This window comes from Chelatococcus sp. GCM10030263, assembly GCF_042666455.1.
GTDB lineage: Bacteria > Pseudomonadota > Alphaproteobacteria > Rhizobiales > Beijerinckiaceae > Chelatococcus.
In genome coordinates this window covers 866,231-891,949 of the sequence record NZ_JBHTDB010000005.1, presented here as the reverse complement: position 1 = coordinate 891,949, position 25,719 = coordinate 866,231, and the positions used below count along the sequence as shown (strand labels likewise).

General features: G+C 63.8%; 23 protein-coding genes. 16 read left to right on the top strand and 7 right to left on the bottom strand.

What is annotated here, in order from left to right:
• Positions 1-4: 4 nt before the first annotated feature.
• The gene (locus ACFQU1_RS14325) at positions 5-1,885 is read right to left on the bottom strand and encodes an ABC transporter permease (protein WP_378133624.1); all 1,881 of its coding nucleotides are present in this window, start codon (positions 1,883-1,885) and stop codon (positions 5-7) included.
• A gap of 65 nt (positions 1,886-1,950) precedes the next feature.
• Positions 1,951-3,171, bottom strand: coding sequence for an ABC transporter substrate-binding protein (locus ACFQU1_RS14320; protein WP_378133623.1), 1,221 nt, complete (start codon positions 3,169-3,171; stop codon positions 1,951-1,953).
• A gap of 166 nt (positions 3,172-3,337) precedes the next feature.
• Between ACFQU1_RS14320 and ACFQU1_RS14315 the strand changes: the two genes are divergently transcribed.
• The 10 genes from ACFQU1_RS14315 to ACFQU1_RS14270 all read left to right on the top strand — a co-directional run bounded on the left by ACFQU1_RS14315 (position 3,338) and on the right by ACFQU1_RS14270 (position 14,719).
• Positions 3,338-4,183, top strand: coding sequence for an ABC transporter ATP-binding protein (locus ACFQU1_RS14315; RefSeq protein ID WP_378133621.1), 846 nt, complete (start codon positions 3,338-3,340; stop codon positions 4,181-4,183).
• Positions 4,176-4,868 carry an ABC transporter ATP-binding protein gene (locus ACFQU1_RS14310; protein WP_378133619.1) on the top strand — a complete coding sequence of 231 codons (693 nt, stop codon included), beginning with the start codon at positions 4,176-4,178 and terminating at the stop codon, positions 4,866-4,868. The genes ACFQU1_RS14315 and ACFQU1_RS14310 overlap by 8 nt, the downstream gene beginning before the upstream one ends.
• 134 nt (positions 4,869-5,002) lie before the next feature.
• Complete coding sequence (locus ACFQU1_RS14305) at positions 5,003-5,728, top strand: GntR family transcriptional regulator (protein WP_378133617.1); 726 nt, start codon at positions 5,003-5,005, stop codon at positions 5,726-5,728.
• Between the two features lie 189 nt (positions 5,729-5,917).
• Entirely contained in the window at positions 5,918-6,775 is an 858-nt protein-coding gene (locus ACFQU1_RS14300) for an alpha/beta fold hydrolase (protein WP_378133615.1), read from the top strand.
• A gap of 141 nt (positions 6,776-6,916) precedes the next feature.
• On the top strand, positions 6,917-8,122 hold the full coding sequence (locus ACFQU1_RS14295; protein WP_378133613.1) for a CaiB/BaiF CoA transferase family protein: 1,206 nt from the start codon (positions 6,917-6,919) through the stop codon (positions 8,120-8,122).
• Between the two features lie 11 nt (positions 8,123-8,133).
• Positions 8,134-9,351, top strand: a complete 1,218-nt coding sequence (locus ACFQU1_RS14290; RefSeq protein WP_378133611.1) for a CaiB/BaiF CoA transferase family protein — start codon at positions 8,134-8,136, stop codon at positions 9,349-9,351.
• Positions 9,348-10,505 (top strand): thiolase family protein, encoded by a 1,158-nt coding sequence (locus tag ACFQU1_RS14285; protein WP_378133609.1) that lies wholly within the window; start codon positions 9,348-9,350, stop codon positions 10,503-10,505. Before ACFQU1_RS14290 ends, ACFQU1_RS14285 begins: the two co-directional genes overlap by 4 nt.
• A gap of 14 nt (positions 10,506-10,519) precedes the next feature.
• On the top strand, positions 10,520-10,915 hold the full coding sequence (locus ACFQU1_RS14280) for a Zn-ribbon domain-containing OB-fold protein (RefSeq protein WP_378133607.1): 396 nt from the start codon (positions 10,520-10,522) through the stop codon (positions 10,913-10,915).
• A gap of 59 nt (positions 10,916-10,974) precedes the next feature.
• Positions 10,975-11,865: an MBL fold metallo-hydrolase gene (locus ACFQU1_RS14275; protein ID WP_378133605.1), complete on the top strand. Its 891-nt coding sequence runs from the start codon at positions 10,975-10,977 to the stop codon at positions 11,863-11,865.
• Positions 11,866-12,145: 280 nt separating this feature from the next.
• On the top strand, positions 12,146-14,719 hold the full coding sequence (locus tag ACFQU1_RS14270) for a CoA transferase (RefSeq protein WP_378133603.1): 2,574 nt from the start codon (positions 12,146-12,148) through the stop codon (positions 14,717-14,719).
• Between the two features lie 12 nt (positions 14,720-14,731).
• Here the strand turns inward: ACFQU1_RS14270 and ACFQU1_RS14265 are convergent, their stop codons facing one another.
• The 5 genes from ACFQU1_RS14265 to ACFQU1_RS14245 all read right to left on the bottom strand — a co-directional run bounded on the left by ACFQU1_RS14265 (position 14,732) and on the right by ACFQU1_RS14245 (position 19,414).
• A complete protein-coding gene (locus tag ACFQU1_RS14265) occupies positions 14,732-15,442 on the bottom strand; it encodes an ABC transporter ATP-binding protein (protein WP_378133601.1) in 711 nt (236 codons plus the stop codon).
• Positions 15,423-16,202 (bottom strand): ABC transporter ATP-binding protein, encoded by a 780-nt coding sequence (locus tag ACFQU1_RS14260; protein ID WP_378133599.1) that lies wholly within the window; start codon positions 16,200-16,202, stop codon positions 15,423-15,425. The genes ACFQU1_RS14265 and ACFQU1_RS14260 overlap by 20 nt, the downstream gene beginning before the upstream one ends.
• Positions 16,199-17,197: a branched-chain amino acid ABC transporter permease gene (locus tag ACFQU1_RS14255; protein WP_378133597.1), complete on the bottom strand. Its 999-nt coding sequence runs from the start codon at positions 17,195-17,197 to the stop codon at positions 16,199-16,201. The genes ACFQU1_RS14260 and ACFQU1_RS14255 overlap by 4 nt, the downstream gene beginning before the upstream one ends.
• Positions 17,194-18,063 carry a branched-chain amino acid ABC transporter permease gene (locus ACFQU1_RS14250; protein WP_378133595.1) on the bottom strand — a complete coding sequence of 290 codons (870 nt, stop codon included), beginning with the start codon at positions 18,061-18,063 and terminating at the stop codon, positions 17,194-17,196. Before ACFQU1_RS14250 ends, ACFQU1_RS14255 begins: the two co-directional genes overlap by 4 nt.
• A gap of 184 nt (positions 18,064-18,247) precedes the next feature.
• Positions 18,248-19,414: an ABC transporter substrate-binding protein gene (locus ACFQU1_RS14245; protein WP_378133593.1), complete on the bottom strand. Its 1,167-nt coding sequence runs from the start codon at positions 19,412-19,414 to the stop codon at positions 18,248-18,250.
• Between the two features lie 206 nt (positions 19,415-19,620).
• Between ACFQU1_RS14245 and ACFQU1_RS14240 the strand changes: the two genes are divergently transcribed.
• The 6 genes from ACFQU1_RS14240 to ACFQU1_RS14215 all read left to right on the top strand — a co-directional run bounded on the left by ACFQU1_RS14240 (position 19,621) and on the right by ACFQU1_RS14215 (position 25,684).
• Positions 19,621-20,532, top strand: a complete 912-nt coding sequence (locus ACFQU1_RS14240; RefSeq protein ID WP_378133591.1) for an SMP-30/gluconolactonase/LRE family protein — start codon at positions 19,621-19,623, stop codon at positions 20,530-20,532.
• Between the two features lie 41 nt (positions 20,533-20,573).
• A complete protein-coding gene (locus ACFQU1_RS14235; RefSeq protein WP_378133589.1) occupies positions 20,574-21,203 on the top strand; it encodes a flavin reductase family protein in 630 nt (209 codons plus the stop codon).
• Positions 21,204-21,315: 112 nt separating this feature from the next.
• On the top strand, positions 21,316-22,116 hold the full coding sequence (locus ACFQU1_RS14230) for an alpha/beta fold hydrolase (protein WP_378133587.1): 801 nt from the start codon (positions 21,316-21,318) through the stop codon (positions 22,114-22,116).
• 617 nt (positions 22,117-22,733) lie between these two features.
• Positions 22,734-23,756, top strand: a complete 1,023-nt coding sequence (gene dctP, locus ACFQU1_RS14225) for a TRAP transporter substrate-binding protein DctP (protein WP_378133585.1) — start codon at positions 22,734-22,736, stop codon at positions 23,754-23,756.
• 73 nt (positions 23,757-23,829) lie between these two features.
• Positions 23,830-24,381, top strand: a complete 552-nt coding sequence (locus tag ACFQU1_RS14220; RefSeq protein WP_378133583.1) for a TRAP transporter small permease subunit — start codon at positions 23,830-23,832, stop codon at positions 24,379-24,381.
• Positions 24,374-25,684 carry a TRAP transporter large permease gene (locus ACFQU1_RS14215; protein WP_378133581.1) on the top strand — a complete coding sequence of 437 codons (1,311 nt, stop codon included), beginning with the start codon at positions 24,374-24,376 and terminating at the stop codon, positions 25,682-25,684. Before ACFQU1_RS14220 ends, ACFQU1_RS14215 begins: the two co-directional genes overlap by 8 nt.
• The last annotated feature ends 35 nt before the right edge of the window (positions 25,685-25,719 follow it).

Sequence of the window (25,719 nt, the reverse complement as noted above, 5' to 3'; positions counted from 1 at the left end):
CCGCTCAGTGGGTCGTCGCCTCGACGCCCTCTTTCGGCACCGCCTCGCCCTTGCGATCGCGGTGCAACAACGCGTGCACGAGCTCGCCGAGGATGCCGCGACGGAAGACGAGGACGATGAGCACGAAGAGGCAACCCAAGATAAGGCTGCCGTTGTCCGTGACGGTCGACAGCGAATTGCGGATCAGGAGCACGACGGCCGCGCCGATCATCGGCCCATAGATGGTGCCGGCGCCGCCGAGCAGGGTCATCATGACCGGCTCACCCGACGCGCGCCAATAAACCGCCTCCAGGCTGATGAACTCGTGATTGAGGACATAGAGCCCGCCGGCCACGCTGATGATGAAGGCAGAGAGCGCATAGGCCTGCACGCGGATGAGATAGATGTTGTAGCCGACGCTCATCATGCGGCGTTCATTCTCGCGCGCGCCAGTCAATGACAGACCGAAGGGCGATCTGAGAATGCGGAAGACGAACACGACCATCAGCGCGACGAGGGCAAGCGCGACATAGTAGAAGACGCGGTCGTTCTGCAGGCTGAAGCCGAAGATCTCGCCCCTGAACACATCATGCAGCCCGTCCTCGCCGCCGGTATATGCGGCGAACTGGTTGACCACGAAATAGACGATCTGCGCGAAGGCGAAGGTGATCATCGAGAAATAGATGCCCTTCTTCTGCGCGATGATGAAGCCGAAGAGAAGGCCCATGAGGGTGCTGAGCGCAACGCCCAGGAGGAAGCCCTCCCATCCGGCGAAGCCGAATTTGGCGACGAGCACGCCGGTGATATAGGCCGACGCGCCCCAATAGGCCGCCTGGCCGAAGGAGAGGAGCCCGGCGAAGGCGAAGAGGAGATCGAAGCCGAGCGCGCAAAGCCCCCAGAGGATGATGTCGGTCGCGAGAACCGGATAGACGAACCAGGGCAGAACGAGGCCGACAGCGAGGGCCGCCAGGCCCATTGCCGGGCTGCGGAAGACGCGCCGCGCCTTCTCGGTCATCGGCGTGTAGTGCAGCGGGAAGTGGGAGATGTCCACGCCGCGGAAGATGCCGCCCGGCCGCACGACCAGCACGACGAGCATCACGATATAGGTGATGGCGGTGGCTGCCGGCGGATACCAGATGGCGGAGAGTGCCGAGAGGATGCCGACGATGAAGCCCATCAGCACGGATCCGGCGATCGAGCCCATGCCGCCGGCCACAACCACCGCGAAGGTGAGCGCGATCATCTCCTGGCCCATGAAGGGCGAGATGTTACGGATGGGGGCTGCAAGCGCACCGGCGAGACCGGCGAGTGCCGCCGCGCAGAAGAATGTGCCGGAAATGAGCAACGGCACATTTCCGCCGAAGCATTTGAGGAGATCCGGCCGCTCGGTCGCGGCGCGCACGAGCGCCCCGAGCCGTGTCTTCTCCAGAAGAAGCCAGGTCGCGAGGCAGAGCACGATCGAGACGACCATCACGAAGAGGCGGTATTTCGGATAAAAGATGAAGCCCAGATTGACCGCGCCGGTCAGGCCGCTCGGCACGAGAAACGACCCACCGGTTACGCTGAAGAAACTGCGCACGACGTCTTCGATGATTAGCGTCAGGCCGAAGGTCAGCAACAGGTTATAGGCGGGGTCGAGCTTGTAGAGCCGGCTGAGCAGCAGACGTTCCAGGATCAGGCCGAGGCCGCCCACCAGCAAGGCGGCGATGACGAGACCGATCCACAAGGACAGGCCGAAATAGGAACCGGCGACGAAGGCGAGAATGGCGCCCAGCATATACATGGCGCCGTGCATGAAATTCACGACCCGCATCATGCCGAAAATGATGCTGAGGCCCAGGCTCATCAGGGCGATGAACCCGCCGTTCACGAGCCCGTTGAAAATCTGCGCCACATAGAAGGACATGGGAGGTCTCCCGCCGCCGAGGGCAAGGCGGCAAGCGGCCGCCGCGCGGCCGCTTGCCTGTCAGATTACCAGTTGTGCTTGCAGGTGCTCTGGTCTTCCGGAATGAAGACGTCCTTGCCGGGCACGGTGGCGACCACCTGGAAATAATCCTCGGGTGTCTTCACCTCGTCTGCCTTCTTGACCTTGATCACATACATGTCGCGGACGACGCGATGGTCCTTCTTGCGCCAGGTGGCGTTGCGGGCGAAGAAGTCGTTGAAGCTCGTGCCTTCGAGTGCTTCGGCGATCTTGTCGGGATTATCCGTGCCGATGCGCTTCACAGTATTCAGAATCTGCGTGACGGCGGAATAATTGCCGGCATGCAGGCTGCCCGGCATATAGCCCGTGCGCTGTTTGAAGCGCTCGGCCCAGGCGCGGGTCTGATCGTCGTAGTTCCAATACCAGATCTCGCCGGCGGTGACGCCGCTCCAGATGTCGATGCCCGTTGCGCGGATATCGGAGAAGTTCATCTGGCCGGGAACTACTTCGATGCCGCTCGCCATCAGGCCGAATTCGCCGGCCTGCTTCACGGCGTTACGAAGGTCCTGCCCGGAATTGAGAATGCCGACCGCCTGCGCGCCGGCCGACTGGGCCTTGAGCAGATAGCTCGAGAAATCGTCGTTCGGGAAGGGCACCATGTCGTTGCCGAGCACCGTGCCGCCCCTCGCCTTCACCGTCTTCTCGAACTGCTCCAGCAGTGAATGGCCGAAGGCGTAATCGGCAGTGATGAAATACCATTTCTTGGCGCCGGCGTCGGTGACCTTGCCCGCGGCTGCCGCCATGGCCGTCGTATCCCAGGCGTAGTGCCAAGTATACTTGCTGCAGGCGTCGTTGGTGAGCGCCGTCGTTCCCGGGCTGACGAAAGTCGTCGTCACCTTGTATTCATTGGCGAGCTTCGAGACTGCGATGGCAGCGGCAGAACTCGTCACGTCGGTGATGAGGTTGACGCCTTCCTTCTCGATGAGCTCGCGCGTCTTGTTCACAGTGAGCGCGACATCGAGCTTGTTGTCGAGCACGATGACCCGGATCGGCACGCCATTGACCTGACCGCCGAAATCCTCGACCGCCATCTTCACGCCTTCCACGGATCCTTTTCCCGACGTGTCGGAAAAGACCGACGACAGGTCGGTGACGACCAGGATCGTGAATTTATCCTTCGCCATCTGCGCATGGGCGGCGGGCGCCAAGGCAAACAGACTTGCAAAACCGACGGCCGCTTTGATGACCATGGCACGGGTGAATGGCATGGCGTCTTCCTCTCTTGGTTCTGATTTTGGCGGAGACTGGCTCCGCCCAGCCACAGCTGTCAAGCGATTTTATAAAAAACATTTTGCATTATCTGTGTCGTATGCTTGACTGACGGAAATCGACCTTGGCGCCAAGGAGCCGCGCCGCAGGCGAGGGAGGAGGATCATGAATTTCTCAGCCGATGGACCGGCACCGGTAGGCCCCGAAGCGCAAAACGGGCTACCCGGCGCGGCTGCGCGGGCCGCGGCTCCCACGGTGCTCGCCCTTGAGAATGTGACCAAGTCCTTCGGCGGCTTCATCGCCGTGAAGGATGTCAGTGTCGAATTCACGGAAGGCGGCGTCTACGGCATTATCGGACCGAACGGCGCGGGCAAGACGACATTGTTCAATCTCTTGAGCGGTTTTCTGAAGCCGACCTCGGGACAGCTCAAGCATCGTGGTCAGGACGTCACGCGCCTGTCCCCAGAGCGCATCGCCCGGCGCGGCGTGGTGCGCAGCTTTCAGATCACCAGCATCTTCGGCAATCTCACCATCGCCGAGAATCTGGTGCTGCCGATCCAGCGGCGCGAGGAGGGTGGAACCGCCTTCCTGAGCCGCGGCCGTGGGGATCTGCGCTATGGCGAGGAGATCGATGGCCTTCTCACCCAGGTCGGCATCCCTGTGGAATGGCGGGACCGGCCGGCGAACGCGCTGCCCTATGGGCTCAAGCGCTCGCTCGAACTCGGCATCAGCCTCGCGGCCAAACCCGACCTTCTCCTGCTCGACGAGCCGACGGCCGGCATGACCATGCAGGACATCAAGCGCGTTACCGACCTGATCGAGCGGATCGCGGTGGGCAGGACGGTGATCGTGGTCGAGCACAATCTCGGCGTCATCGCCGACCTCGCCAAGGAGATCGTGGTGATGCAGCAGGGACAGGTGCTGACACGCGGCGCCTATGACGAGGTGCGTCGCGACCAGCGCGTGATCGACGCCTATCTCGGGACGCGGGGAGCCCACGGCCATGCTTGAGATCCGCGGCCTCGATGCATCCTACGGCGACAGCCAGGTGCTGCGCGGCATCGATCTCGATGTCGCGGCCGGCGAGATCGTCACCCTGATCGGACGCAACGGCGCGGGCAAGTCGACGACGCTCAAGTCGATCATGGGCGACATTCCGCGCCGCAGCGGCTCCATCAAGTTCAGGGGCGAGGAGGTCATCGGGCTCAGCTCCGAGCGCATCTGCAAGCTCGGCATGGGCTATGTGCCGGAAGACCGAGGCATGTTCTCAACCTTGACGGTGCTTGAAAACCTCACGATCGCCCCGCCGCAGGGTGATGGCGCCTGGCCGCTCGCGCGCATTTTCAGCCTGTTCCCGGTGCTGGAGGAAAGGGCGCATCAGAAGGCCTCGGCGCTCTCGGGCGGCGAGCAGCAGATGCTGTCGATCGCCCGGCCGCTCTATATGGGATCCTCCTTCCTGTTGCTCGACGAGCCGACGGAGGGTCTGGCGCCGGTGATCATCGATGCGATCGGCCGCGTAGTCGGCGAGCTCAAGTCGGCCGGCCTCACCGTGCTGCTCGTCGAGCAGAACCTGCCTTTCGCCACATCGCTCGCCGATCGCCACAACCTGCTGGAAAACGGGCGCATCGTCCGCACGATGAGCAATGACGAGGTGATCCAGGAGGAAAGCCAGCTGCTTGCCCATCTCGGCGTCTAACGCGCGGCGGCGCAGCGAGGCTGGTCAAACGGCAGGCGCGCCGCCAAATCAATGTTTGCTTTGACGCAGGCGCGACGACATGCTCTCGCAGAACTTTGGGCTGGCGTTGCAACTTCGTGCTGTGGGCAAGAGAAATGTCATTCGCGACCAAACAGGATTGGGTTGCCGAGATCATTCGCGAGCGAATCATCGTCGGCCATTATGGCCGTGGAGATAAGCTGAAGCAGGCCGATCTCGCCGCCGAGCTCGGCGTCTCGATTACACCCGTCCGCGAAGCTCTCCTGATGCTCGAAGCGGAAGGCTATGTTCGCGGCCTGCCGCACAAAGGCCTGCTCGTCCCCGAATTCATCCCAGGGCAGCTGCGCGAAATCTTCGAGCTCAGGGTGATGCTGGAGCGCGAACTCACGGCGGTTGCCCTGTCGAAGCTCACGCCCGGGAAATTCGAGGAGCTCAAGGACCTCCAGCGCACCCTGGTCAAGGCGATTGCTTCAGGCGACCTGCAGGCCGTTCGCACCGCCAATTTCCGCTTCCATTTCAGGCTCTACGAAATCGCCGAGCGGCCGCAGACGCTGCATTTCGTGCGCGTGCTCTGGGCAAAATACCCCTTCACCATGCAAGACGTCCGGCGCGATCGCCCGGTGCGCATGCGCAGCGAGCATGATGTCTTTCTCCAGAAGATCGAAGAAGACGATCTGGCCGGAGCGGTAGAGGCGATGGTGCAGCATATCAAGAACGGTTGGCGCGAGGGCAATCTGGAGACCACGTCCGAGGATGGCGAGACCAAGAGCCGGCGTCCGCGACCACAGAAACGAGCCGAGGCGAGCCCCTCGCCGCGCAAAACCGCTTCCCGTCCGCGCTGACCGGTGGGATGGTGGGACGCAGGCTTCGATATGGCCTTATCAGATGCATGATGCAGTGACCGATAGCCACGCTGCGCGGCGCGCGCGAGCGTCGCAGTCGGACAGAACCGTTTTGCTCTGGCCAGCCGCCCCTCGCATGAGAGCCCTGGGCGTTCCGGTTCGGTCAGTCCGTTATGTGGTGGAGACGCCGTGACCCAATCCGACATGCGAAGGGCGGACATTCTCGACCAGCTCGACGCGGCCGCGCGCCATCTCGAGACGCCCTGCGGCAGGGGCCGCATGGTCTGGCGGGTCTGGGGAAGCGGGCCGCCGCTCGTTCTCCTGCACGGCGGCTACGGCTCCTGGCGGCACTGGGTGCGCACCATTCCGTATTTCCAAGCGACCCACAGGATATTCGTGCCGGATATTCCGGGCTTGGGCGATTCGGACGCGCCGCCCGAGCCCGCTTCGCTCTTCACGATCGGTGGGATCATCGCGGAAGGCTTCGATCATCTCGGTCTCGGCGCCGATGTCGATCTCGTCGGCTTCTCCTTCGGCGCTGTGGTCGGCGGCCATGTGGCCGCGCAGCGCGATCGCCTCGCCTCCTTCACGATGGTCGGGGCCGGCGCGCTTGGCCTGCCGCGAACCGAAATCCTGCTGGAGCGCCATGACCAGGTGACCACCGCAGCGGAAAAGCGGGCGATTCACCGGCACAACCTCGCGCTCTTGATGTTCGCCGATCCCGAGAAGATCGACGAGCTCGCGGTCGATATCCAAGAGATCAATGTCGGGCTCGCGCGAATCAAGAGCCGCCGCTTCGCCCATTCCAGCGTGCTCGCCGATGTGCTGCCCCAATGCCGGTCGGACGCGCTTTTCGCGATCTGGGGCGACAAGGATCCCGTGGCCGCGCCGCATTTTGCCGAGCGCGAAGCGCTCTTGCGCTCCATACGTCCGGATGTGGTCGTGACGCTCGTGCCGGGCGCCGGCCATTGGCTGCCGTACGAGGCGGCCGACAGGTTCAATCCTCTTCTGTCGCGCCTGATCAGACAGCGGCAGGACGGGAACTGAGACGGCAACCCACAATAGAGTGAGCCTATCTGCTCGATTGAGTATTGCGATCGTTTTTTATATGATGCATTATATTTGAACACGCAGGCTTCGTTCCGTGCGATGTCCTCCGGCCGTAATCACTACGGCTCACGAGAACGGATGAATCAGGTCATGCAAACCAGCGAAAGCCGCCCCTATGACGGCGTGCGGATCGTGGATCTCACGCGCGAGCTCGGATCCTATGCCGCGCGTCTCTTCGCCGATCTCGGTGCCGAGGTCATTCGGATAGAGCCGCCGGAAGGTCGCGCCGACCGGCAAGCGCCGCCGACACTCGCCGGAGTCGATCCGGCCTCGGGCGGCATTCCCTATGCTTTCCTCAACGCCAATAAGAAGAGCATTGTCGTTGATCTGAAAAGCGCGGGGGGAGCAGAGATCTTTCGGGATCTGGTCGCGTCGGCACAGGTCGTGATCTATGAGCCCGGCGAGGATAGCGAAGCCGAGCTCGCTGAGATACTGGCTGTTCCCGGCCAGCGGGTAGTCACGGCCGTCTCCTATTTCGGCCTTACCGGCCCTTACAGTCATTTTGTCGGATGCGACCTCGTCGCGCAGGCACTCGGCGGTATCGCCTTTCTCTCGGGCGAGCCGGGCAAGCCGCCGCTCAAGCTCGCCGGCAGCCAGAGCATCTTCGTCGCGTCGCTTTATGCGGCCGCCGGCACGGCGATAGCCCTGTGGCACAGCGAAGACACGGGCGCGAGCCACGTGCTCGACGTCTCCGCCCAAGAAGCCATCGCCCATTCGCTGCAGAATGCCGTGCAGGTCTATGACCTCGAAGGACGCGTCATGAGTCGCGGCGGCGAGGGCGTGCGCGACGCGACCGAAAGTTCCTTTTCCTGCAAGGACGGCTATGTCTTCCTGGCTGCGCCCTTGTCCCTGCCTGCATCCTGGGGCGGTGTTCTCGCCTGGATGAAGGATGAGGGCTTCGACGGCCTCGCCCGTCTCGCCTCTCCCGACTGGCAGGATCGCCCGAAGCGGGCGACCGCCGCCATGAAGCAGGAATTCCGGGCACTGTTCGAACGCTTCATCGGCCAGAAGACCAAGGCCGAGCTTGGAGCCGAGGCCCTCAAGCGCAAGATCATCATGGCGCCGGTCAGCCGCATCGCCGATCTGCAGACCGACCCGCAGCTCGTCTTCCGCCGCTATTTCCAGAAGGTCGCGATCCCCGGCCTCGGCCGCGATGTGCTCTTCCCCGGTGCGCCCTATCGTTTGTCGGAGCCGGTCTGGCGCATCGATCGCCCGGCGCCGCGCCTCGGCCAGGACGATGATGCGGTGCTCGGCACGACGAGCGCACGCCAGGCCCGCCAGTAGGAGCTTTTTCAATGCAGGCCGATTTCCTGAAAGGCATCCGCTTCGCGGACTTCACCTGGGCCGGAGCCGGTCCTTTCTCGACGAAGATCTTCAGCGACTTCGGCGCCGAGGTGCTGAAGATCGAGGGCAAGTCGCGTGCGGACCCCGTCAGGGTCGGCGGCCCTTTCCGTGATGGCATCTTCGGCATCAATCGCAGCGGCTACTTTGCCTCGCGCAATACGGGCAAGAAGAGCGTCGCGATCAATCTGAAGAACCCGACAAGCCGCGAGACGATCTACGACATCATTCGTCAGTCGGATGTGGTGAGCAACAATTTCGGACCGGGCGCCATGGAGCGCCTCGGGCTCGGCTACGACGACGTGAAGGCCATCAAGCCGGACATCATCTATCTCGCCATGCCCATGTATGGCGAGAACGGCCCGCTCGCCAATCTGCTCGGCGTGGGCATGACGATCAGCGCCGTCACTGGTCTCATGTGGCAGACGGGCTATGAGGGCGAAGGGCCGCTCGGCCCCGGCACCCATTTCCCCGACCATGCGGCCAACCCCTACCACGCCGCCTTCGCCGTCATGGCGGCACTGCGCCATCGGCGCGCGACGGGCAAGGGCATGAAGATCGACCTGTCGCAGGTGGAATCGACGATCAACTGCATGGGCCTTGCTTTTCTCGAACATGCGGTCACCGGCGTGGAGCGGGAGCGGCTCGGCAACCGCTCGCCCCATCACGCACCGCATAACATCTTCCGCTGCGCCGGCGAGGACGACTGGTGCGCCGTCGCTGTCACCAGCGATGCGCAATGGCGGGCGCTTTGCGATGCGATCGGCGATGAAGAACTCGCCGCGGACCCGGCGCTTGCGACCGCCGAGGGCCGCCTCGCCGATGTCGAGCGCATCGAGAAGGCCGTCGGCGCCTGGACCGCAACGCGTGATGCGACGGCCGTGATGATGGAGCTGCAGGCCAAGGGTGTGCCGGCCGGCGTCGTCGCGAGTTCGCGCTATCTGATGGACGAGGACCAGCAGCTGAAGCACCGCGGTTACTGGCAGGTCATCGATCATCCGGAAATCGGCGAGAGCCGCTTCACCTCTCCGCCCTTCCTGCTCGACGACGAGCGGGTGAATCTGAAGCGGCCGCCGCTCATCGGCGAACATACGGACAGCGTGCTGACCGACATCCTCGGCTATACGCCCGAGCGCGTTCGCGCATTGCATGCCGAGGGAGTGCTCGAATGACACTGGCCAAGGTCGGCTCCGTCATCGGCGTCGGTCAAAGCGACTATGTCGGCGATTATGCGCGTGTGCGCGCCGGCGAAAAGCCGCATGATTCCTATGGCTATGCGGCAGTCGCCTTCCGCGATGCGCTGGCGGATGCCGGCATCGACCGCGACGAGATCGACGGGCTCATCGTCGGCCCGACGATCGCCTATGAGCGCACCGGCGAGATCCTCGGCATCAACCCGCGCTGGGGCGGGCAGGCCGATGCGATGCTCGCCGTCATCGAGGCGCTGATGGCGATCAAGTCCGGCATGGCCGAAGTGGTCGCGCTCGTCTACGGCAATGACCAGCGGTCGGCCGCCATCCAGTATGGCGGCCCGGAGGCGATGGGCGGCAATCTTTTTCTGTCCTACGTCTATCACGCGCCCTGGGGCTACACCTCGCAGGGCGCGCTCTACGCCATGATGTTCCGCCGCTTCATGGAGCTCACCGGCTGCACGGAGCGCGACTTGGGCGAAGTGGCGGTGGCGCAGCGCTATGCGGCGAGCCTCAATCCGCACGCCCTCATGCGCAAGCCGATCACCATCGAGGACTATGTCGCCTCGCGCTACATCTGCGAGCCGCTGCATCTCTTCGATTACTGCCTGATCAACGACGGCGGCGTCGTCTTGATCATTGCCGAGGCCGAGCGCGCCAAGCGCATCGCCAAGAAGACGCCTGTCCTCGTGCATGGCGTCGGGCGCTATGATCTCAATCGCGGCGCGACCAGCCTCGAGCCGCGGCTTCTCGATTTCTATCGCCCGGCCCAAGAAAAATGCGCCGAACAAGTCTTCAACATGGCCGGTTTGGGCCCCGAAGACATGGACGCCGTGCAGATCTACGACAGCTTTTCCTGCCATGTGCCCTTTGCGCTCGAAGGCTATGGCTATTGCCGCACCGGCGATGTCGGCCGCTTCATGCGCGAGGACGGCATTTCGCTCAAGGGCAAACTGCCGGTCAATACCGGCGGCGGCCATCTGTCAGAAACCTATATGCAGGGCTGGAACCACCAGGTGGAGGCGGTCCGCCAGGTCCGCGGCGAATGCGGGCCGCGGCAGGTCGAGGACTGCCGCTTCGTTCACTACAACTCGGATGTCGCCGGCAAGGCCGTCTCGATCATCTACGGCACCTGAGGACACGCGCCGCCATGGCCAATTCGCAAGCCGTCGTCTCGCTCTATGATGAGCCGATGTGGGAGAGCATTCGCGCCGAGCGCTGGCAGCTGCAGCAATGCGACGATTGCTCCACCTTCCGCTATCCGCCCGGCCCCATCTGCCCCCATTGCCTTTCCATGGCGACCACGTGGCGGCCCTTGTCGGGCAGGGCCAAGATCATCTCCTGGGTGGTCTTCCACCGCCAATATTTCGACAATTACAAGCCGCCCTACAATGTCGTTTCCGTGCAACTCGCGGAAGGCCCGCTCGTCATCAGCAATCTCGTCGGCGAAGAGCCCGAAGGCAGCTGGATCGGCCGGGATGTCGAGATCTGCTACGGCAGCGACAATGCCGATAATATCATCCCGCAAGTGCGGCTCGCCAAGTGAAACCGCAAATTGAGATCGCCTCGCCCGCCTTCCTTGCGTGTCTCTGAGAAGAAGCAACCATGAAGCCGCAGACCTTGGGTTCCATCGAGGTGCATAAGCTGGTCGAAATCGAGCGGCTGGCCGTCGACGCAACTTGGCTCCTCCCCAACATCACATCGGAGCATCTCGCCGAGAACCGCGAATGGCTCGGGCCGCGTCTCATCGAAACCGGCACGGACAAGCTCTATTTGAGCTTCCACAGCTATGTCATTCGCACGCCGACGCTCAATATCCTCGTCGATACCTGCAACGGCAATCACAAGGAGCGGCCGTCGATGCCGGACTGGCACCGGCTCGACACGCCCTATCTCGAGCGGCTCAAGGCGCTCGGACTGGCGCCCGAGGACATCGACATCGTCATGTGCACGCATCTCCATGCCGATCACGTCGGTTGGAACACGCGGCTCGACAACGGGCGCTGGGTGCCGACCTTCCCCAAGGCGCGCTACATCTTCTCGCGCACGGATTTCGCCCATTTCGACGCGATGCATCGCGCCGGCCAGACCGTCAACCGTGGCAGCTTCGTCGACAGCGTGCTGCCGGTCGTCGAGCATGGCCAGGCGGTGATGGTCGAGCCGGGCGACGTGATCGATGTCGACCTCTCCGACAATGTTTGGCTCGAAGGCGCACCGGGCCACAGCCCCGGCAACGTCAATATCTTTCTCAAATCGGGCGGCCGGCGGGCCTGCTTCTGCGGAGACGTGCTGCACCACGCCATCCAATGCGCGGCGCCGGAACTGTCGAATTTCGCCGACTACGACAGCCCGCAGGGCAAGGACACGCGGGTGAAGCTCATCGAGCGCTGCGTCGACAGCGACATTCTGATGCTCACCGGCCATTTCCCGGATCCGACCGCAGGCCGCGTCGTCAGCCGCCCCGGCGGGCTCAGGTTCCAGTTCGAAGATGACTAAGGCCGCCGATTGGGGCGCCCGTCCATCCACCTTGAGGAAGGGCAATTGCATATGGGCTGTCGTCCCCTCTCCCCGCATGCGGGGAGAGGGCCAGGCTGAGGGGCAGGATCTCTCATAGCAAGATTCCCCTCACCCGGCCGCTCGCGGCCGACCTCTCCCCGCAGGGGAGAGGTAAACCAGCCTCTGCCTTCCATATGCAATAGCCCGCACTCAAGGGGAGGGTAAGCGCGCCCACTGAAATCGGCATCGCGGCCGATCATATAGGGAGGATTGCACGACGATGGCGACTGAGGCCGACCGTCCGCTCAAGCCCGGCATGTTCACGGGCATCCGCGTCATCGAGACCGCCGATGAGCTCGGCGAATATTGCGGCCTCATCCTCGCGGGGCTCGGCGCCGAGGTCATCAAGATCGAGCCGCCGGAGGGTTCGCCCAGCAGGCTGATCGGCCCCTTCTACGGCGATGATCCAGACCGCGAGAAGTCGCTCCATTTCTGGGCCTATAATCGCGGCAAGAAGTCCATCTGCCCGACGAGCAAGCAAGACGTTCTGCGGCTCATCGCCGGCGCCGACGTCCTGCTCGACAGCACCGGCGGGCGGGGGCTCGCCGTCTTCGGCGTCACGGGCAGCCTCAACGAAAGCCATACCCGGCTGATTACTGCGCGGCTGACGCCCTTCGGCGATACCGGTCCGTGGAAGGACTTCAAGGGCTCGGATCTCATCCATCTCGCGCTCGGCGGGATCATGATGAATTGCGGCTACGACGCGTCTCCCGATGGCTACGACCTGCCGCCGATCGCCCCGCAGCTCTGGCACGCCTATCACATCGCGGGCGAGCAGCTCGCGACGGCGGTTGCCGCGGCGCTCTTCAACCGCAACCGCACCGGCGAGGGACAGGACGTCTCGGTCGCCGTGCACGAGGCGGTGTCAAAGAACACCGAGCTCGACCTGATGTCCTGGATCATGCGCCGCGCGCCGCTCTTCCGGCAGACGGCGCGCCATGCGGTCGAGCATCCCAACCGCACGCCCAATGTCAGCAATACCAAGGATGGGCGGTGGATCATGTCCTGGGGCGTCTCGGCCAAGGACAAGTCGAAACTCGTACCTTTCCTCGACCGCTACGGTATGGCGGCCGACCTCAAGCCGCCGGACGCGAATGCCGACCTCACCGCCCGCAGCATCCCCGGTTCGGCCGCGAGCGACGAGGAAAGCAACCACACCCAGGACGTCATCCAGCGCTTCGTGCGCAGCTACCGCTACAAGGACGTGCCCTGGCGCGAGGCGCAGGAAACGGGGCTGCTCTGGGCGCCCGTGCGCAAGCCGCATGAGAATGCCGGCGATCCCCATTGGGAGGCGCGCAGCACCTTCACCGACATTCCTCATCCTGAGCTCGGCCGCTCGTTCCGCTACCCGACGAGCAAGTGGCTGAGCACCGGGACCGATTGGCAGCCGGGCCGGCGCGCGCCCTTCGTGGGCGAGCACACGGCCGAGGTGCTGGCGGCAAGCCGTGAGTGGCAACCTGTTGCCGAGCGGCCCTTCGCGGTGGCCAAGATGGAGACACCGCCGCGCCTCTCCCCGCGCGGAAAGCCCTTTCCGCTGCAGGGCATCCGCATCTTCGACTTTTCCTGGTTCCTTGCCTCGGCGGGCGGCACACGCTTCCTCGCCTCGCTCGGCGCGGAGAGCTTCAAGGTGGAGTGGAAGGACAATCCCGACACGCGCCTTGCCGCCATGGCGCCGATCGGCGGGCGGGCGGCGCGCGCGGCGGCCACCGCGCCGCTTCAAGGCGTCACCGATCCCGACATGGGCGGGCAGTTCAACAACAAGAATGCCGGCAAGCGGGGGCTTTCGCTCAATATCCGTCATCCCAAAGGGCTCGCCATCGCCAAGGATCTCATCCGCATGTCGGATATCGTGGCGGAGGGCTTTTCGCCCGGCGTGCTGGAGCGGCTCGGGTTGGGCTATGACGTGCTCAAGTCGATCCGGCCGGACATCATCTATATCCAGCAGTCGGGCATGGGCAGCCGCGGCCTCTACGGACGCTTCCGGACGGTCGGGCCGGTTGCCGCCTCCTTCGCCGGCACGACCGATATGTCCGGCTTGGCCGAGCCTGCGATGCCAGCCGGCTGGGGCTATTCCTATCTCGACTGGGCCGGCGCCTATGGCTTTGCACTCGCCATTCTCGGCGCGCTCTACCACCGCGACCGGACCGGCGAGGGCCAATGGATCGATTCCTCGCAATGCGAGGCCGGCATCTTCCAGACGGCCGTGCCGATCCTCGACTGGTCCGCCAATGGTCGCGCCTGGCAGCGCATCGGCAACCGCTCGCCCTATAAGTCGGCGGCGCCGCACGGCGCCTATCGCTGCCTGGGCGAGGACCGATGGGTCGCCATCGCCTGTTTCGACGAGGCGGAATGGACTGACTTCACCGAGGTCGCTGGCCTTCAGGCGCTCAGGGCCGATCCCCGCTTCACGACCCTCGCCGACCGCCTGAAACACCAGGACGAGCTCGACGCGGTGGTGGAGGGCTGGACGGCCACCTGCGAGGCCTATGAGGTAATGATGCGGCTGCAGGCAGCCGGTGTGCCCGCCGGCGTCTGCCAGACGGCGCAGGACCGCTGCGATCACGATCCGCAGCTCACGGCGCTCGACTGGCTGACCGAGGTCACCGGCACGAAGATCGGCCGCTGGCCGGTGCCGGAATTCCCGGTGAAGCTCAGTCGCACGCCGGCCTATGCCGGTGGGCCGATCGACCGCGGCGCGCCCTGCTACGGCGAGGACAATGTCCACATCTTGACGACGCTGCTGGGCTTCTCGGCCGCGGATGTGGAGAAGCTCGCGGAAGAGGGTGTCATCTGACGCCCTCCCCCGTCATGCTCCGAGATAGGCGCTGCGCACGCGTTCGTCCTTGAGAAGCTCGCTCGACGGACCGGTCAGCGTGACCTTGCCGAGGTCGAGGATCACGGCGCGCGCGGCAAGGCTCATCGCCCAATTGGCGTTCTGCTCGGCGAGGATGACGGCCAGGCCTTCCTTCACGCGGATCTCCTGCAGGATGTCGCCGATGCGCTCGACGATGATCGGTGCCAAGCCGAGCGACGGCTCGTCCAGCAGAAAGAGCTTGGGACGCGACATCAGTGCCCGTGCGATCGCGAGCATCTGCTGCTCGCCGCCGCTCATGCTGGAGGCACGCTGGGAAGCGCGTTCGCGCAGCCGCGGGAAATAGCCGAACATCTGTTCCTCCCGCTCGGCGCATTCGCGCGCACTGCGGGTAAAGGCACCCATGCGGAGGTTTTCCGTCACAGTGAGCTGCGGGAACACCCGCCGGCCTTCCGGCGAATAGCCGATGCCGAGGCGCACGATCTCCGACGGCTTCTTGCCCTTGAGATCGGCGCCGGCGAAACGGATCGCACCCTCCTCATAGCCGGCCATGCCGAGGATGGCCTTGAGCGTGCTGCTCTTGCCGGCGCCGTTGCTGCCGACGAGCGCCACGATCTCGCCCTCCTCCACCGAGAAGGACACGTTCTGCGTGCCGCGGATCCGCCCGTAGCGGACCTCGAGCCGATCAATGCTGATGAGCGGCATGTCCCCTCCCGAGATAGGCCTCGATCACCCGCGGATCAGCCAGCACTTCGGCCGGCGTGCCCATGGCGAGTTCGCGGCCCTGGTTCATGACGAGCACGCGATCGCACAGGCCCTTCATGAAGCGCATATTGTGGTCGATCACGACGACGGTGATGCCGCGCTCGCGAATGCGCAGCACGGTATCGCGCACATGATCGGCCTCTTCCGCGCTCAAGCCCGCCACGGGCTCGTCGAGCATGACGAGCCGCGGCTCGGCGGCGAGGGTGATCACCATGCCCAGCGTCTTCTGATAGCCGTAAGGCAGATCGCCCGCCCGCTGGTCGGCGACGGCGGTGAGGCCAAGCCACTCGATGAGCTCGGCTACCCGCCGCTCGGTCTCCACGCTTCGCCGGCGCGCCTGCGCCGTGCCGAAGACGGCCGGGAAGAAACCGGGGTAAAGGCCGTGATAGGCGCCCCGCAGCGTATTTTCCCAGACGGTCCGGTCTGTATAGACGGTCGTCGACTGGAAGGTGCGCACGAGCCCGCGCGCGGCGAGCCGGTGCGGCGGAAAGGCGGTGACGGTCTGCCCGTCGAAGGTCACCTCGCCGGAGGTCGGCCGGATGACGCCGCTGATCAGATTGATCGCTGTCGTCTTGCCGGCGCCGTTCGGGCCGATGATGCCGAGGATCTCCCGTTCGGCCACCGCAAAGCTCAGGTCGCTAACCGCCGTGAGGCCGCCGAAGCGCCGGGTAAGCCCGGACACATTGAGGAGCGCGCTCATCGCCCGGCCCTCCCCTTGCGCAGCAGGCCTGCGGCGCGCGTGCCGATTTCGATCAGGCCTCCGGGAAAGAAAGCCATCACGATGATGAGGATTACGCCGAAGATGATCCGCTGCAATTCCACGTAACTGCGCAGGAATTCCGGGACGACGACGAGAAAGAGCGTTCCGATCAGCGGCCCGACGATGGCATACATCCCTCCGATGACATTGATCACGACCAGGTTGAGGGATTGGACGATCGAAAAGGAGGTCGGATCGATATAGCGGACGAAATGGCCTTGCAGCGCGCCGGCGATGCCGACGATGCCGCAGCCGAGCGCGAACATCATGACCTTGAAGCGCAGCACCGGCACGCCGGAACATTCCGCCAATTGCTCGCTCTCACGGATGGAATCGACGATGCGCCCGACCTCCGAGGCGAGCAGCCGCGCGATGAAGCCGATGAGGACCACCGCGAAACCGAGGGCGAGATAATAATAAGCGGCCGGCTGCAAGAAGATCGGCGCCGGCGGGGCGATGCCGAAGACGCCGTTGGCCCCGCCCGTGACGCTCTGCCACTCGACGAAAACCATGCGCACGATTTCGCCGAGGAGAAAGGTCACCAGCACGAAATACTTGCCGGTGAGGCGGAGCACCAGCGGCCCGATGAGGAGCGCGAGCGCCGCCGGCAGCAGGAAGGCTGCCACGACACAGAGATAGAACGGCCAGCCGAGCGTCATATTCGCCAGCACCGAGGCATAGGCGCCGAGACCCATGAAAGCGGCGTGCCCGAGCGAGACATGGCCGGTGCGGATGATGAGATGAAGGGAGGCCGCCGCGATCGCCGTGATGAAGACGGTGGTCGACGCATTCAGGATGAAGGTGTCGGTGACCACGAGCGGCAGAGCGGCCAAGAGGACGACAAGCGCAATCGCGCCGCTCAATGCCAGCGATCGGCGCTGCGGGCGGGCGGCAGGGATCGGCGCTGCCGCATTCGAGGCTGCGAGTTCGGTCATCGTTCAGGCGTTCCCAAGAGGCCCCAGGGTCGAAAGATCAGGAGCAGGATGACGGCGCCGAAAGAGGCGAAGACGGAGACGGAGCTGCCGTAGAACGTCGACAGGAAGCTCTCGCCGAAGCCAAGCAAGAGTCCGCCGAGCGCCACCCCGGGGATGCTGCCCATGCCGCCGAGGATGACCACGATGAAGGCCATCATCAGCGGGCGCTCGCCCATGAGCGGCGAGAGGGCATAGGTCTGCCCATAGAAGCCGCCGGCGAGCGCCGCCATGAAGATCGCAATGAAGAACGCAAGTCCATAGATGAAATCGGTATTGACGCCCTGCGCCTCGGCAATCTCCACGTCCTGGGCGGCTGCGCGCATGGCGAGGCCGTAGCGCGTAAACCGCGTGAAAAGATAGAAGGCGAGCAAGGCCGCCGCGGCCACACCGGCGATGACGAGCTTGTCAGCGGGAACGATGATGCCGCCGAACTGCAGGATCTCACTGACTGCAGGCGGGATCGAGCGCTCCTGCGCATCCCAGATGATGACCGCCGTGAAGACCAGCGCCATATCGAGGCCGAGGAGCCCGATCATGCTCTGGAACATCTTTTGGTAGAAGGGCCGGTAGACCGTTCGCTCCAGCACCAGCGCGAGCGTCGCGACCAGGAGCGCGGCGGCGGGGGCCGCGATCAGATAGGGAATGTGATAGACACCGTAGATATAGTAAAGCGCATAGCCGCCCAGCATGGCAAAGGCCCCATGCGCGAAATTAACGACGCGCATGATGCCGAAGAGCAGCGTGAAGCCGAGCGCGACCAGAATATAGATCGCGCTCAAGCCTATGCCGTTGACGATGACCTGCGCGATGACGATCGGCGAAAACATGGGGCGATCTCAGGTGGAACAGGGATTCCGCGCCACATACTGCGGTGCGGCGCTCGATGACGGCCCATGCTGCCTGCCTTGAAAGGCAGCGCGGGCCGACGACCGCTGTCGGCGAGGCTCTCTCACGGAACCCGGCGGCATGGAGAAGCTGCCCCGAGCAAGCCCGGGGCGGCCGGTTCCAGCCTCACTGCGCCTTGATCACCGTCTTCACCACACCCTTGCCGTCCTTGACCTCCTTGATGAGGAAGGCATGGAACAACTGGTGGTTGACGCCATAGCTCTTCTCGCCGGTCCAAACGACGTCACCGAAGATGGGCGCCTTGTAGCCGCTCATCTTCTCGATCTCGTCGCGGATCTTGGTCGTATCGGTGGAATCCGCACGGCGCATCGCCTCGAAGACGATTTGGGCGGCATTGTAGTAAACCGGGGCCATGCCATTGAAAATTCCGCCGTACTTCTTCTCGTAGACATCGACGAAAGGCTTTACCTGCGGCAGCGAGGTGTCGATCACGTCATACTTCAGGAAGCCTTCGGCGAGCGGGCCGGCGATCTCGATGATCTCGTCGATACCGGCGCCGCCGGACTGCAGGATCGGGCCCTTGTAGCCCACCTGCCGGGCCTGCTTGACCAGGAGCCCCGCTTCACCCGGTGCATTGCTGTTGAGCTCGAAGAGGTCGACGCCCTGCGCGAGCATGCGCACCAGCAGCGGCGTGAATTCCTTCGTTCCGCGCTCGTAATACTCCACCCAGACGTCGTATCCCTGGGCTTTATAAGCATTGACGAGCGTCGGAACCGCCGCCTGGCCGACCGCATCATTGGGGGCGATCATGCCGACCTTCTTCACATTCGGCATGGCCTCCTTGACCCATTTGACGATGGGCTCGGAGAATTCGAGATTGCTGTTGTTGACGCGAAAGACGTAGCCGCCGTGCCATTCGTTCTTGAGGATGGCCGGCGCATAGCCGTCGACGAATTGCAGAACCTTGGCGGGCTGCGTGACCGGCAGCGACCCGAGCGCGCCGGGCGAGCCAACCGGACCAAAGATGATCTTCACCTTTTCTTGATTGACCAGTCGGTCCGCAGCTGTCTTTGCCTGCGCAGCATTATACTGATCGTCAAAGGCAATCTGCCGAAGACGATAGGTCTTCCCGCCGATCTTCAAGCCGCCGGCATCGTTCACCTCGTCGATGGCGATCTGCACCCCGCGCTGCAGGCCGAGGCCCCAGCCGGTGCCCCCGCCGGACAAGGCGGCGATCACGCCGATCTTGAGTTCCTCTTGCTGCGCCTGCGCGGCAGGCGCCAGAGCCAAGCTTGCGGCAATAGAAACAACTGCTAGCAGCGACTTCAGCATGTCCTGCACCTCCCCATTCTATATAATGCATTTTATTTGAACCGTAGCGAGGAACCCCTGCCCTGTCAATTGACCGGACGGGCGGGAGGGTGCCTTGAAAATGCATTTTACATGAAAATGAATCTGGCCAATATGTATGGCGAGATCGACCCGCCAAGGGTGGACGACAACGCCTTCAAAACACGGATTGTCGAGGGAGATCGCCCGTGAGCCCCGAATACGAGATCATCAATTACAAGCGCTTCAGGCCGAGCATCGTCGCCAATGCGCGGCTCGAACTGCTGCATACCGGCATGCGCTGGGCCGAGGGGCCCGTCTATTTCGCCGATGGCGACTACCTCCTGTGGAGCGATATCCCCAATAATCGAATCCTGCGCTGGGTCGAAGGCGGTGGCGTCACCACCTACCGCTACCCGTCCAACAATGCCAACGGCAATACGCGCGATCGGCAAGGCCGGCTGATTACCTGCGAGAGCGGCGGGCGTCGCCTGACGCGCACGGAATATGACGGCTCCGTCACCGTGCTTGCCGACAATTTTCAAGGCAAGCGCCTGAACTCGCCGAATGACGTGGTGGTCAGGTCAGACGACACGATCTGGTTCACCGATCCCGACTACGGCATTCTCTCGGATTATACGGGCGACAAGGCGGAGAGCGAGCTCGGCGCCAATCACGTCTTCCGTTTCGATCCGCGTTCGGGAACGTTGGACACCGCCACGGCCGAGATGGTGAAGCCCAATGGCCTCGCCTTCTCACCGGACGAATCCATTCTCTATGTCGCCGACACGAGCATTTCGCACGATCCCGCCGGCGCCCATCACATCATGGCCTGGCAGGTGGTGGACGGCCGGCGGCTGGTCGAGCCGCGCGTCTTCGCGACGATCGAGCCCGGTGTGTCCGATGGTTTCCGCGTCGACACCGCCGGCAATATCTGGACGAGCGCCGGCGACGGCGTCCATTGCTATGCGCCGGACGGCGAGCTCATCGGCAAGATCCAATGCCCCGAGGTCGTGACCAATCTCACGTTCGGCGGGCCGAAGCACAACCGCCTGTTCCTGACCTGCGCGACCTCGCTCTACGCTATCTATGTGGGCGAGCGCGGCGCGCAACGGCCCTGAGCCGGGGCCCAGCCAACCGATGCCATCCGCCTGGAGCGACGATGATTTTCCATTTCGCCGAACTCGGTCCGCTCGAACGCTACAAGCTTCTGTCCTCGACTATTGTGCCCCGCCCGATCGCCTGGATTTCCACCGTGAGCCCCGAAGGCGTGCCCAACGCGGCCCCCTTCTCCTTCTCCAATGTCTTTGGCGAGGACCCGCCGGTGGTTGGTTTCAGCATCAACGACCGCCGGCCGGGTGATCGCAAGGATACCGGCACCAATGTCCGTCGGAGCGGAGACTTCGTTTTCAATCTGGTGAGCGAGACGCTCTCGGCGCAGATGAACGTGACCGCCGCCGAATTCCGGCCGGAGGTCGACGAGTTCGCCGAGGCGGGCTTGACCCCCGTGCCGTCGCTGACTGTCTCGTCGCCGCGGATCGCGGAAAGCCCGGTGTCCTTCGAATGCCGGCTCCTCACGATCGTCGAGCTCGGCCCGGGGCGCTCGCTCGTGCTCGGCGAGGTGCAGGTGATGCATGTCGCGGACGAGGCAGTGCTGGACAAGGCACGCTATCACATCGACACGCGGAAGCTGCGGATGCTCGGCCGCATGCAGGGCAATTCCTATGTGCGCACGGGCGATGTCTTCGAACTTCCACGGCTCGTGCCCGATTCCACGAAGATCGCCGTCTGAGCGCGGCGGGCGGCGACCCCAGACGAATTGCGCCATTGAACGAGGGTGCACGGCTGCTAAAACTCACATGTCGACAGATTATGAGCAAAACGAAGGCAAGAGGGAGGGCACGGTGAACGGACAAGTGCATTACGAGCGTTCCGGACACGGCCAGCCGCTGGTGTTTCTTCATCCGGTCGGGCTCGACGGCAGCTTCTGGGGGGCGCTGCCCGGTCGTTGCGCCGAAAGCTTTAGTGTCGTCACTGTGGACCTGCCGGGCCATGGCCGCGCCGGCCCCGCGCCGCGGCCCGGAGACATGGCTTATTATGCCCGGACGGTCGCGGAGCTCGTCAAAGAGCTCGACAGCGGTCCGGCCATCCTGATCGGGCTCTCCTTCGGCGGCATGATCGCGCAGAACGTGGCGGTGGCCTACCCCGAGCAGGTCGCCGGGCTGATCACCTGCGGCTGCCCCGGCCGCATGCCGGAGGCCGCCCGCGAGGCGATCCTGGCGCGCGGGCGCGAGGCGGAAGCCGGCGGCATGGAGGCGGTTGTCCCGGCTACGCTAGAGCGCTGGTTTACACCTGGCTTTCGTTCTTCGCCCGAGGTGGAGGCGGTGCGTCAGCGCCTGCTGTCGGACGACGTTTCGGCTTGGTCTGCCGCTTGGGAAGCAATCTCGGGCCACGACGCACTCGGCGCCTTGTCGAAGCTCGCGATTCCGGCGCTTGTCGTCGCCGGCGACAAGGACGCGGCGACCCCGCTCGAGGCGTCACAGGCGCTCGCCGCGGCCATTCCCGGCAGCAAGCTCGCCGTGCTCCCGGGCGCCCCGCATATGATGCAGATCGAAACGGCGGATGCCTTCGCGGTCGCCGTCCTCGACTTTCTCGCGGCCTCTTTCGGTAGTCCGATCCGCGGTGAGGCTGCGCGGCGTGCTTAACTGTCATCTGTCGACACTCGTCGACACCAAAGCAACCGCCGTGGAGAACGACAGCACTGCCGCCCAACAGGGAGCACCAAGCGGAGAGGATGCCCTGCTCTTTTCGGAATTTATCGTATGTTTGCTGTTCACCTCTCCTGTGAGCACTCGTTGCGCTGCTGGATCCCAAGAAGCGCCTGCCGGAGAACAGTTATGCTGGGCAGCAGAAAACGATAGAAATTTCCGACTAGTGTCGACACATGTTGACCAAAAGAGTAAAACATGGAATGGTTTTGAGGCGTTTGGACAGCCCCGCATGGCTGTCCAAGGGGGATGACCAGGGCCGAGCCTGGCTCGGCGTCGATGAGTAGTGGCCATGGCAAGGTTGCTCCGACCGAGGCGACAGGAGGTGATCGTGCAGTGGTTCGCTGATGCTCCCATGCGGGTCCGGCAGGACGCGTCTGCCGCCGCTTCGATGATGTGCGATGATCTCGGCGGGTTCGCTAGAGTGCGCCGCGCTTCAGCATCGAGACCTCGATATGCGCCTAGAGATTCAGAACGCGCGCACCCCGCTCGACTTCGTTGATGTGGAGAAGACGGCGCCCAAACCTTGCGCGAATATTCAGGGAGGAATGAAGATGCAGGCTTTCGTTAAAGGCGCTCTTGCGGCCATCGGCCTCGTGAGTTGCATCACCAGTGCCGCGCATGCCGAGACCCTCAAATGGGGCGACTGGATGGCGCAAGGCAGCACCGAACATGCAAAGACCGCGGAATGGCTGTCCAACGAGATCAGCCGGCGTTCGGGCGGCAAGCACAAGCTGCAGATGCTCTGGGGCGGCACCGTCGTCACGGTGGGCGAGGTGCCGACGGCAGTCGAGAACGGCGTCATCGACATGGGCGCGCTCGTCACGCCCTATTTTCCCGACCAGTTTCCCATCAACAATGCGCTGCCCTTCTTCTGGCCTCAGCCGAAAAGTCAAAAGCAACTCGGCGAGTTGATGCTCAGCTGGCATGAAAAATACAAGGCCTTCAGCGACGAGCTCGATAAATACAACCTGAAGCTCGTCTCGGTGCGGCCGCTGGCCTCCTATGGCATCATCTGCACCACGCCGGTCCGCACGCTCGCCGATTTCAAGGGCAAGCGCATCCGCTCCTATGGCATTGCCCTTCCGGCCATGCTCGAGGCTCTCGGGGCCGTGCCGGTATCGATGGCCGACGTCGATGCCTATGAGGCGCTGAGCAATGGCGTGCTCGACTGCTCGCCTGCCGATCCGGGCATCGCCCGCGGCTTCAAATATGAGGAAAAGGCCAAGTATTTCATCGACGTGCCAATGGGCGCATCCTGGGGCCATATCCTGGTCATCAACAAGGATAAATACGCTGCGCTGCCGGATGATCTCAAAAAGATCATCGACGACATGAAGCATGATTACCTGAACGAATATCTGAAAGTCTACGATCAGGCCGTCAACGAGGTGCGCGAAGGCTGGAAGAAGAACGGCAATGTGGAGATCATTCAGTTCCCCGCCGAGGAATTCCTGAACGCTACCCTGAAGAATCCGCGCGTTCAGGCCGTCCGGGACAGCTGGATCCCCCGCGCCGTCGCGGCAGGCCTGCCGGAAGATCAGGCGCGCCAGGTCGTCAACGACATCAACAATTGATGCAAAGGCGCATGTGGGCTCTCCTGGGGGAGGAGGGCCCGCATCCCATATTGGCCCGGTGGCGGGAGGCCCGATGAGAGCTCCGTTTCTAAAGGTTTATCGCGCCTATGGGCAGTTGCTGCTCGGGGCAGCCGTCATCGGCGGCATCGCCACCTTCCTTATGATGTGGGTGATCGACGCCAATGTCATTCTGCGCAAGCTCTTCAACTGGCCGCTTCCGGCCGGCGTCGAATTCTCACAGTCACTCCTGACGATCAGTATCATCCTGCCTTTCGCCTATACGCAGCTGCGCCGCGATCATGTGCGCACGACGCTGCTGGTGGCGCATTTCCCCGAGCGTGTCGCGCGCATTCTCCACATCATCTCGCTGATCGGCGGGGCTGTGCTATTCGCCTGCCTCACCTATGCCGCTTACCGGTACGCCATGCGGTCCTTCCGTATGAACGAGATGGTCTGGGGCGCGACCATCCGCTTTCCGCTTTATCCCGCCAAGATGGCGGTGAGCGTCGGCGCCCTGCTGATCACGATCCAGTTCGTGCTCGATGCGATCCTTCTCTCATTCTTTCCGGAGGACGACCGGGCCACGAACTCCCCCGAGGCCATCGAGGGCGAAGTTCATGTCTGAGGTCATGATCGGCGTTGCCGGTATCGTCGTTCTCGTCGCCTCGATCTTTCTCGGCGCCCATGTCATGGTGGCGCTGTCGCTCGTCGGGTTTGCCGGTCTCGTGCTGCTGACCGGCTTTGCGCCGGCCTTGTCGGTGCTCGGCACGATCTATTTCACCGTCGTCAACAGCTTCCACTTCAGCGTCATCCCGATGTTCCTGCTCATGGGCTTTTTTGCCATGCGCGCCGGCATCGGCAACGATCTCTTCGACGCCTGCACGAAGTGGATGGGGCGCCTGCCGGGCGGCTTCGCCATAGCCACCACCGGGGCTGCGGCTGCCTTCGGCGCGGCCTCGGGCTCGAGCGTCGGCTCGGCGACGCTGTTCACCAAGCTCGCCCTGCCGGAGATGATCAAGCGCGGCTACGATCGCGGCTTTTCCGCCGCCGCCATCGCAATCGCCGGCACGCTCGCCGTCGTCATCCCGCCGAGCGCGCTCATGGTCGTCTACGGCATCCTGACCGACTCGCCGATCGGCGATCTCCTGATCGCCGGTATCATTCCCGGCATCGTCTTCGCCATCCTGCTCGGCCTCACCATCTTCGTCGTCGCCATGGTCAACCCCAAGAAGGCGCCGCGCATGGCGGAGCGCTATACCTGGGGCGAGCGCCTGTGGTCGCTACGGCTTGTCGGTCCGCTCATCGTCGTCATCATGGCCATGATCGGCGGCCTCTACGGCGGCGTCTTCACGCCGACCGAGGCCGGCGGCATGGGCGCGCTGGTGACCTTCGTCATGGCGGTCATCCGCGCGCGCGGGCTGCGCGGACTGCAGCTCGGCAAGACCTTGCTGGAGACGGTGCAACTCACCGCAATGATCTTCGCCATCATCATCGCGGGGCTCCTCTTCGCCCGCTTTCTCGCGCTGAGCGGCGTTTCCGAGGCTATCCGGGAATTGCTCGCCGACGGCACGCTCAACGTCTGGGTCGTGGTGGCGATCGTGACGGCCGTCTATCTCGTGCTCGGCATGCTGATGGATGCGCCGTCGCTGCTCGCCATCTCACTCCCGATCACCCATCCCACGATGACGGCGCTCGGCTTCGACCCGTTATGGTTCGGGGTCTATGTCATCATCTTGGCGGAGATCGGCGCGGTCACGCCGCCCGTCGGCATCAATTGCTTTGTCGTCAAGGGTGCGGCCGGCGATCTCGTCACACTGGAAGAAATATTCAGCGGACTTGGGCCCTTCATGATCGCCTGCGCAGTCATGCTGATCCTCCTGCTGGCCTTTCCGGAAATGGCACTGTACCTGCCGCATTCGATGAAGTGACGGTTGCGGCCGGGCACGGTCGCGCGCTGAAGGAA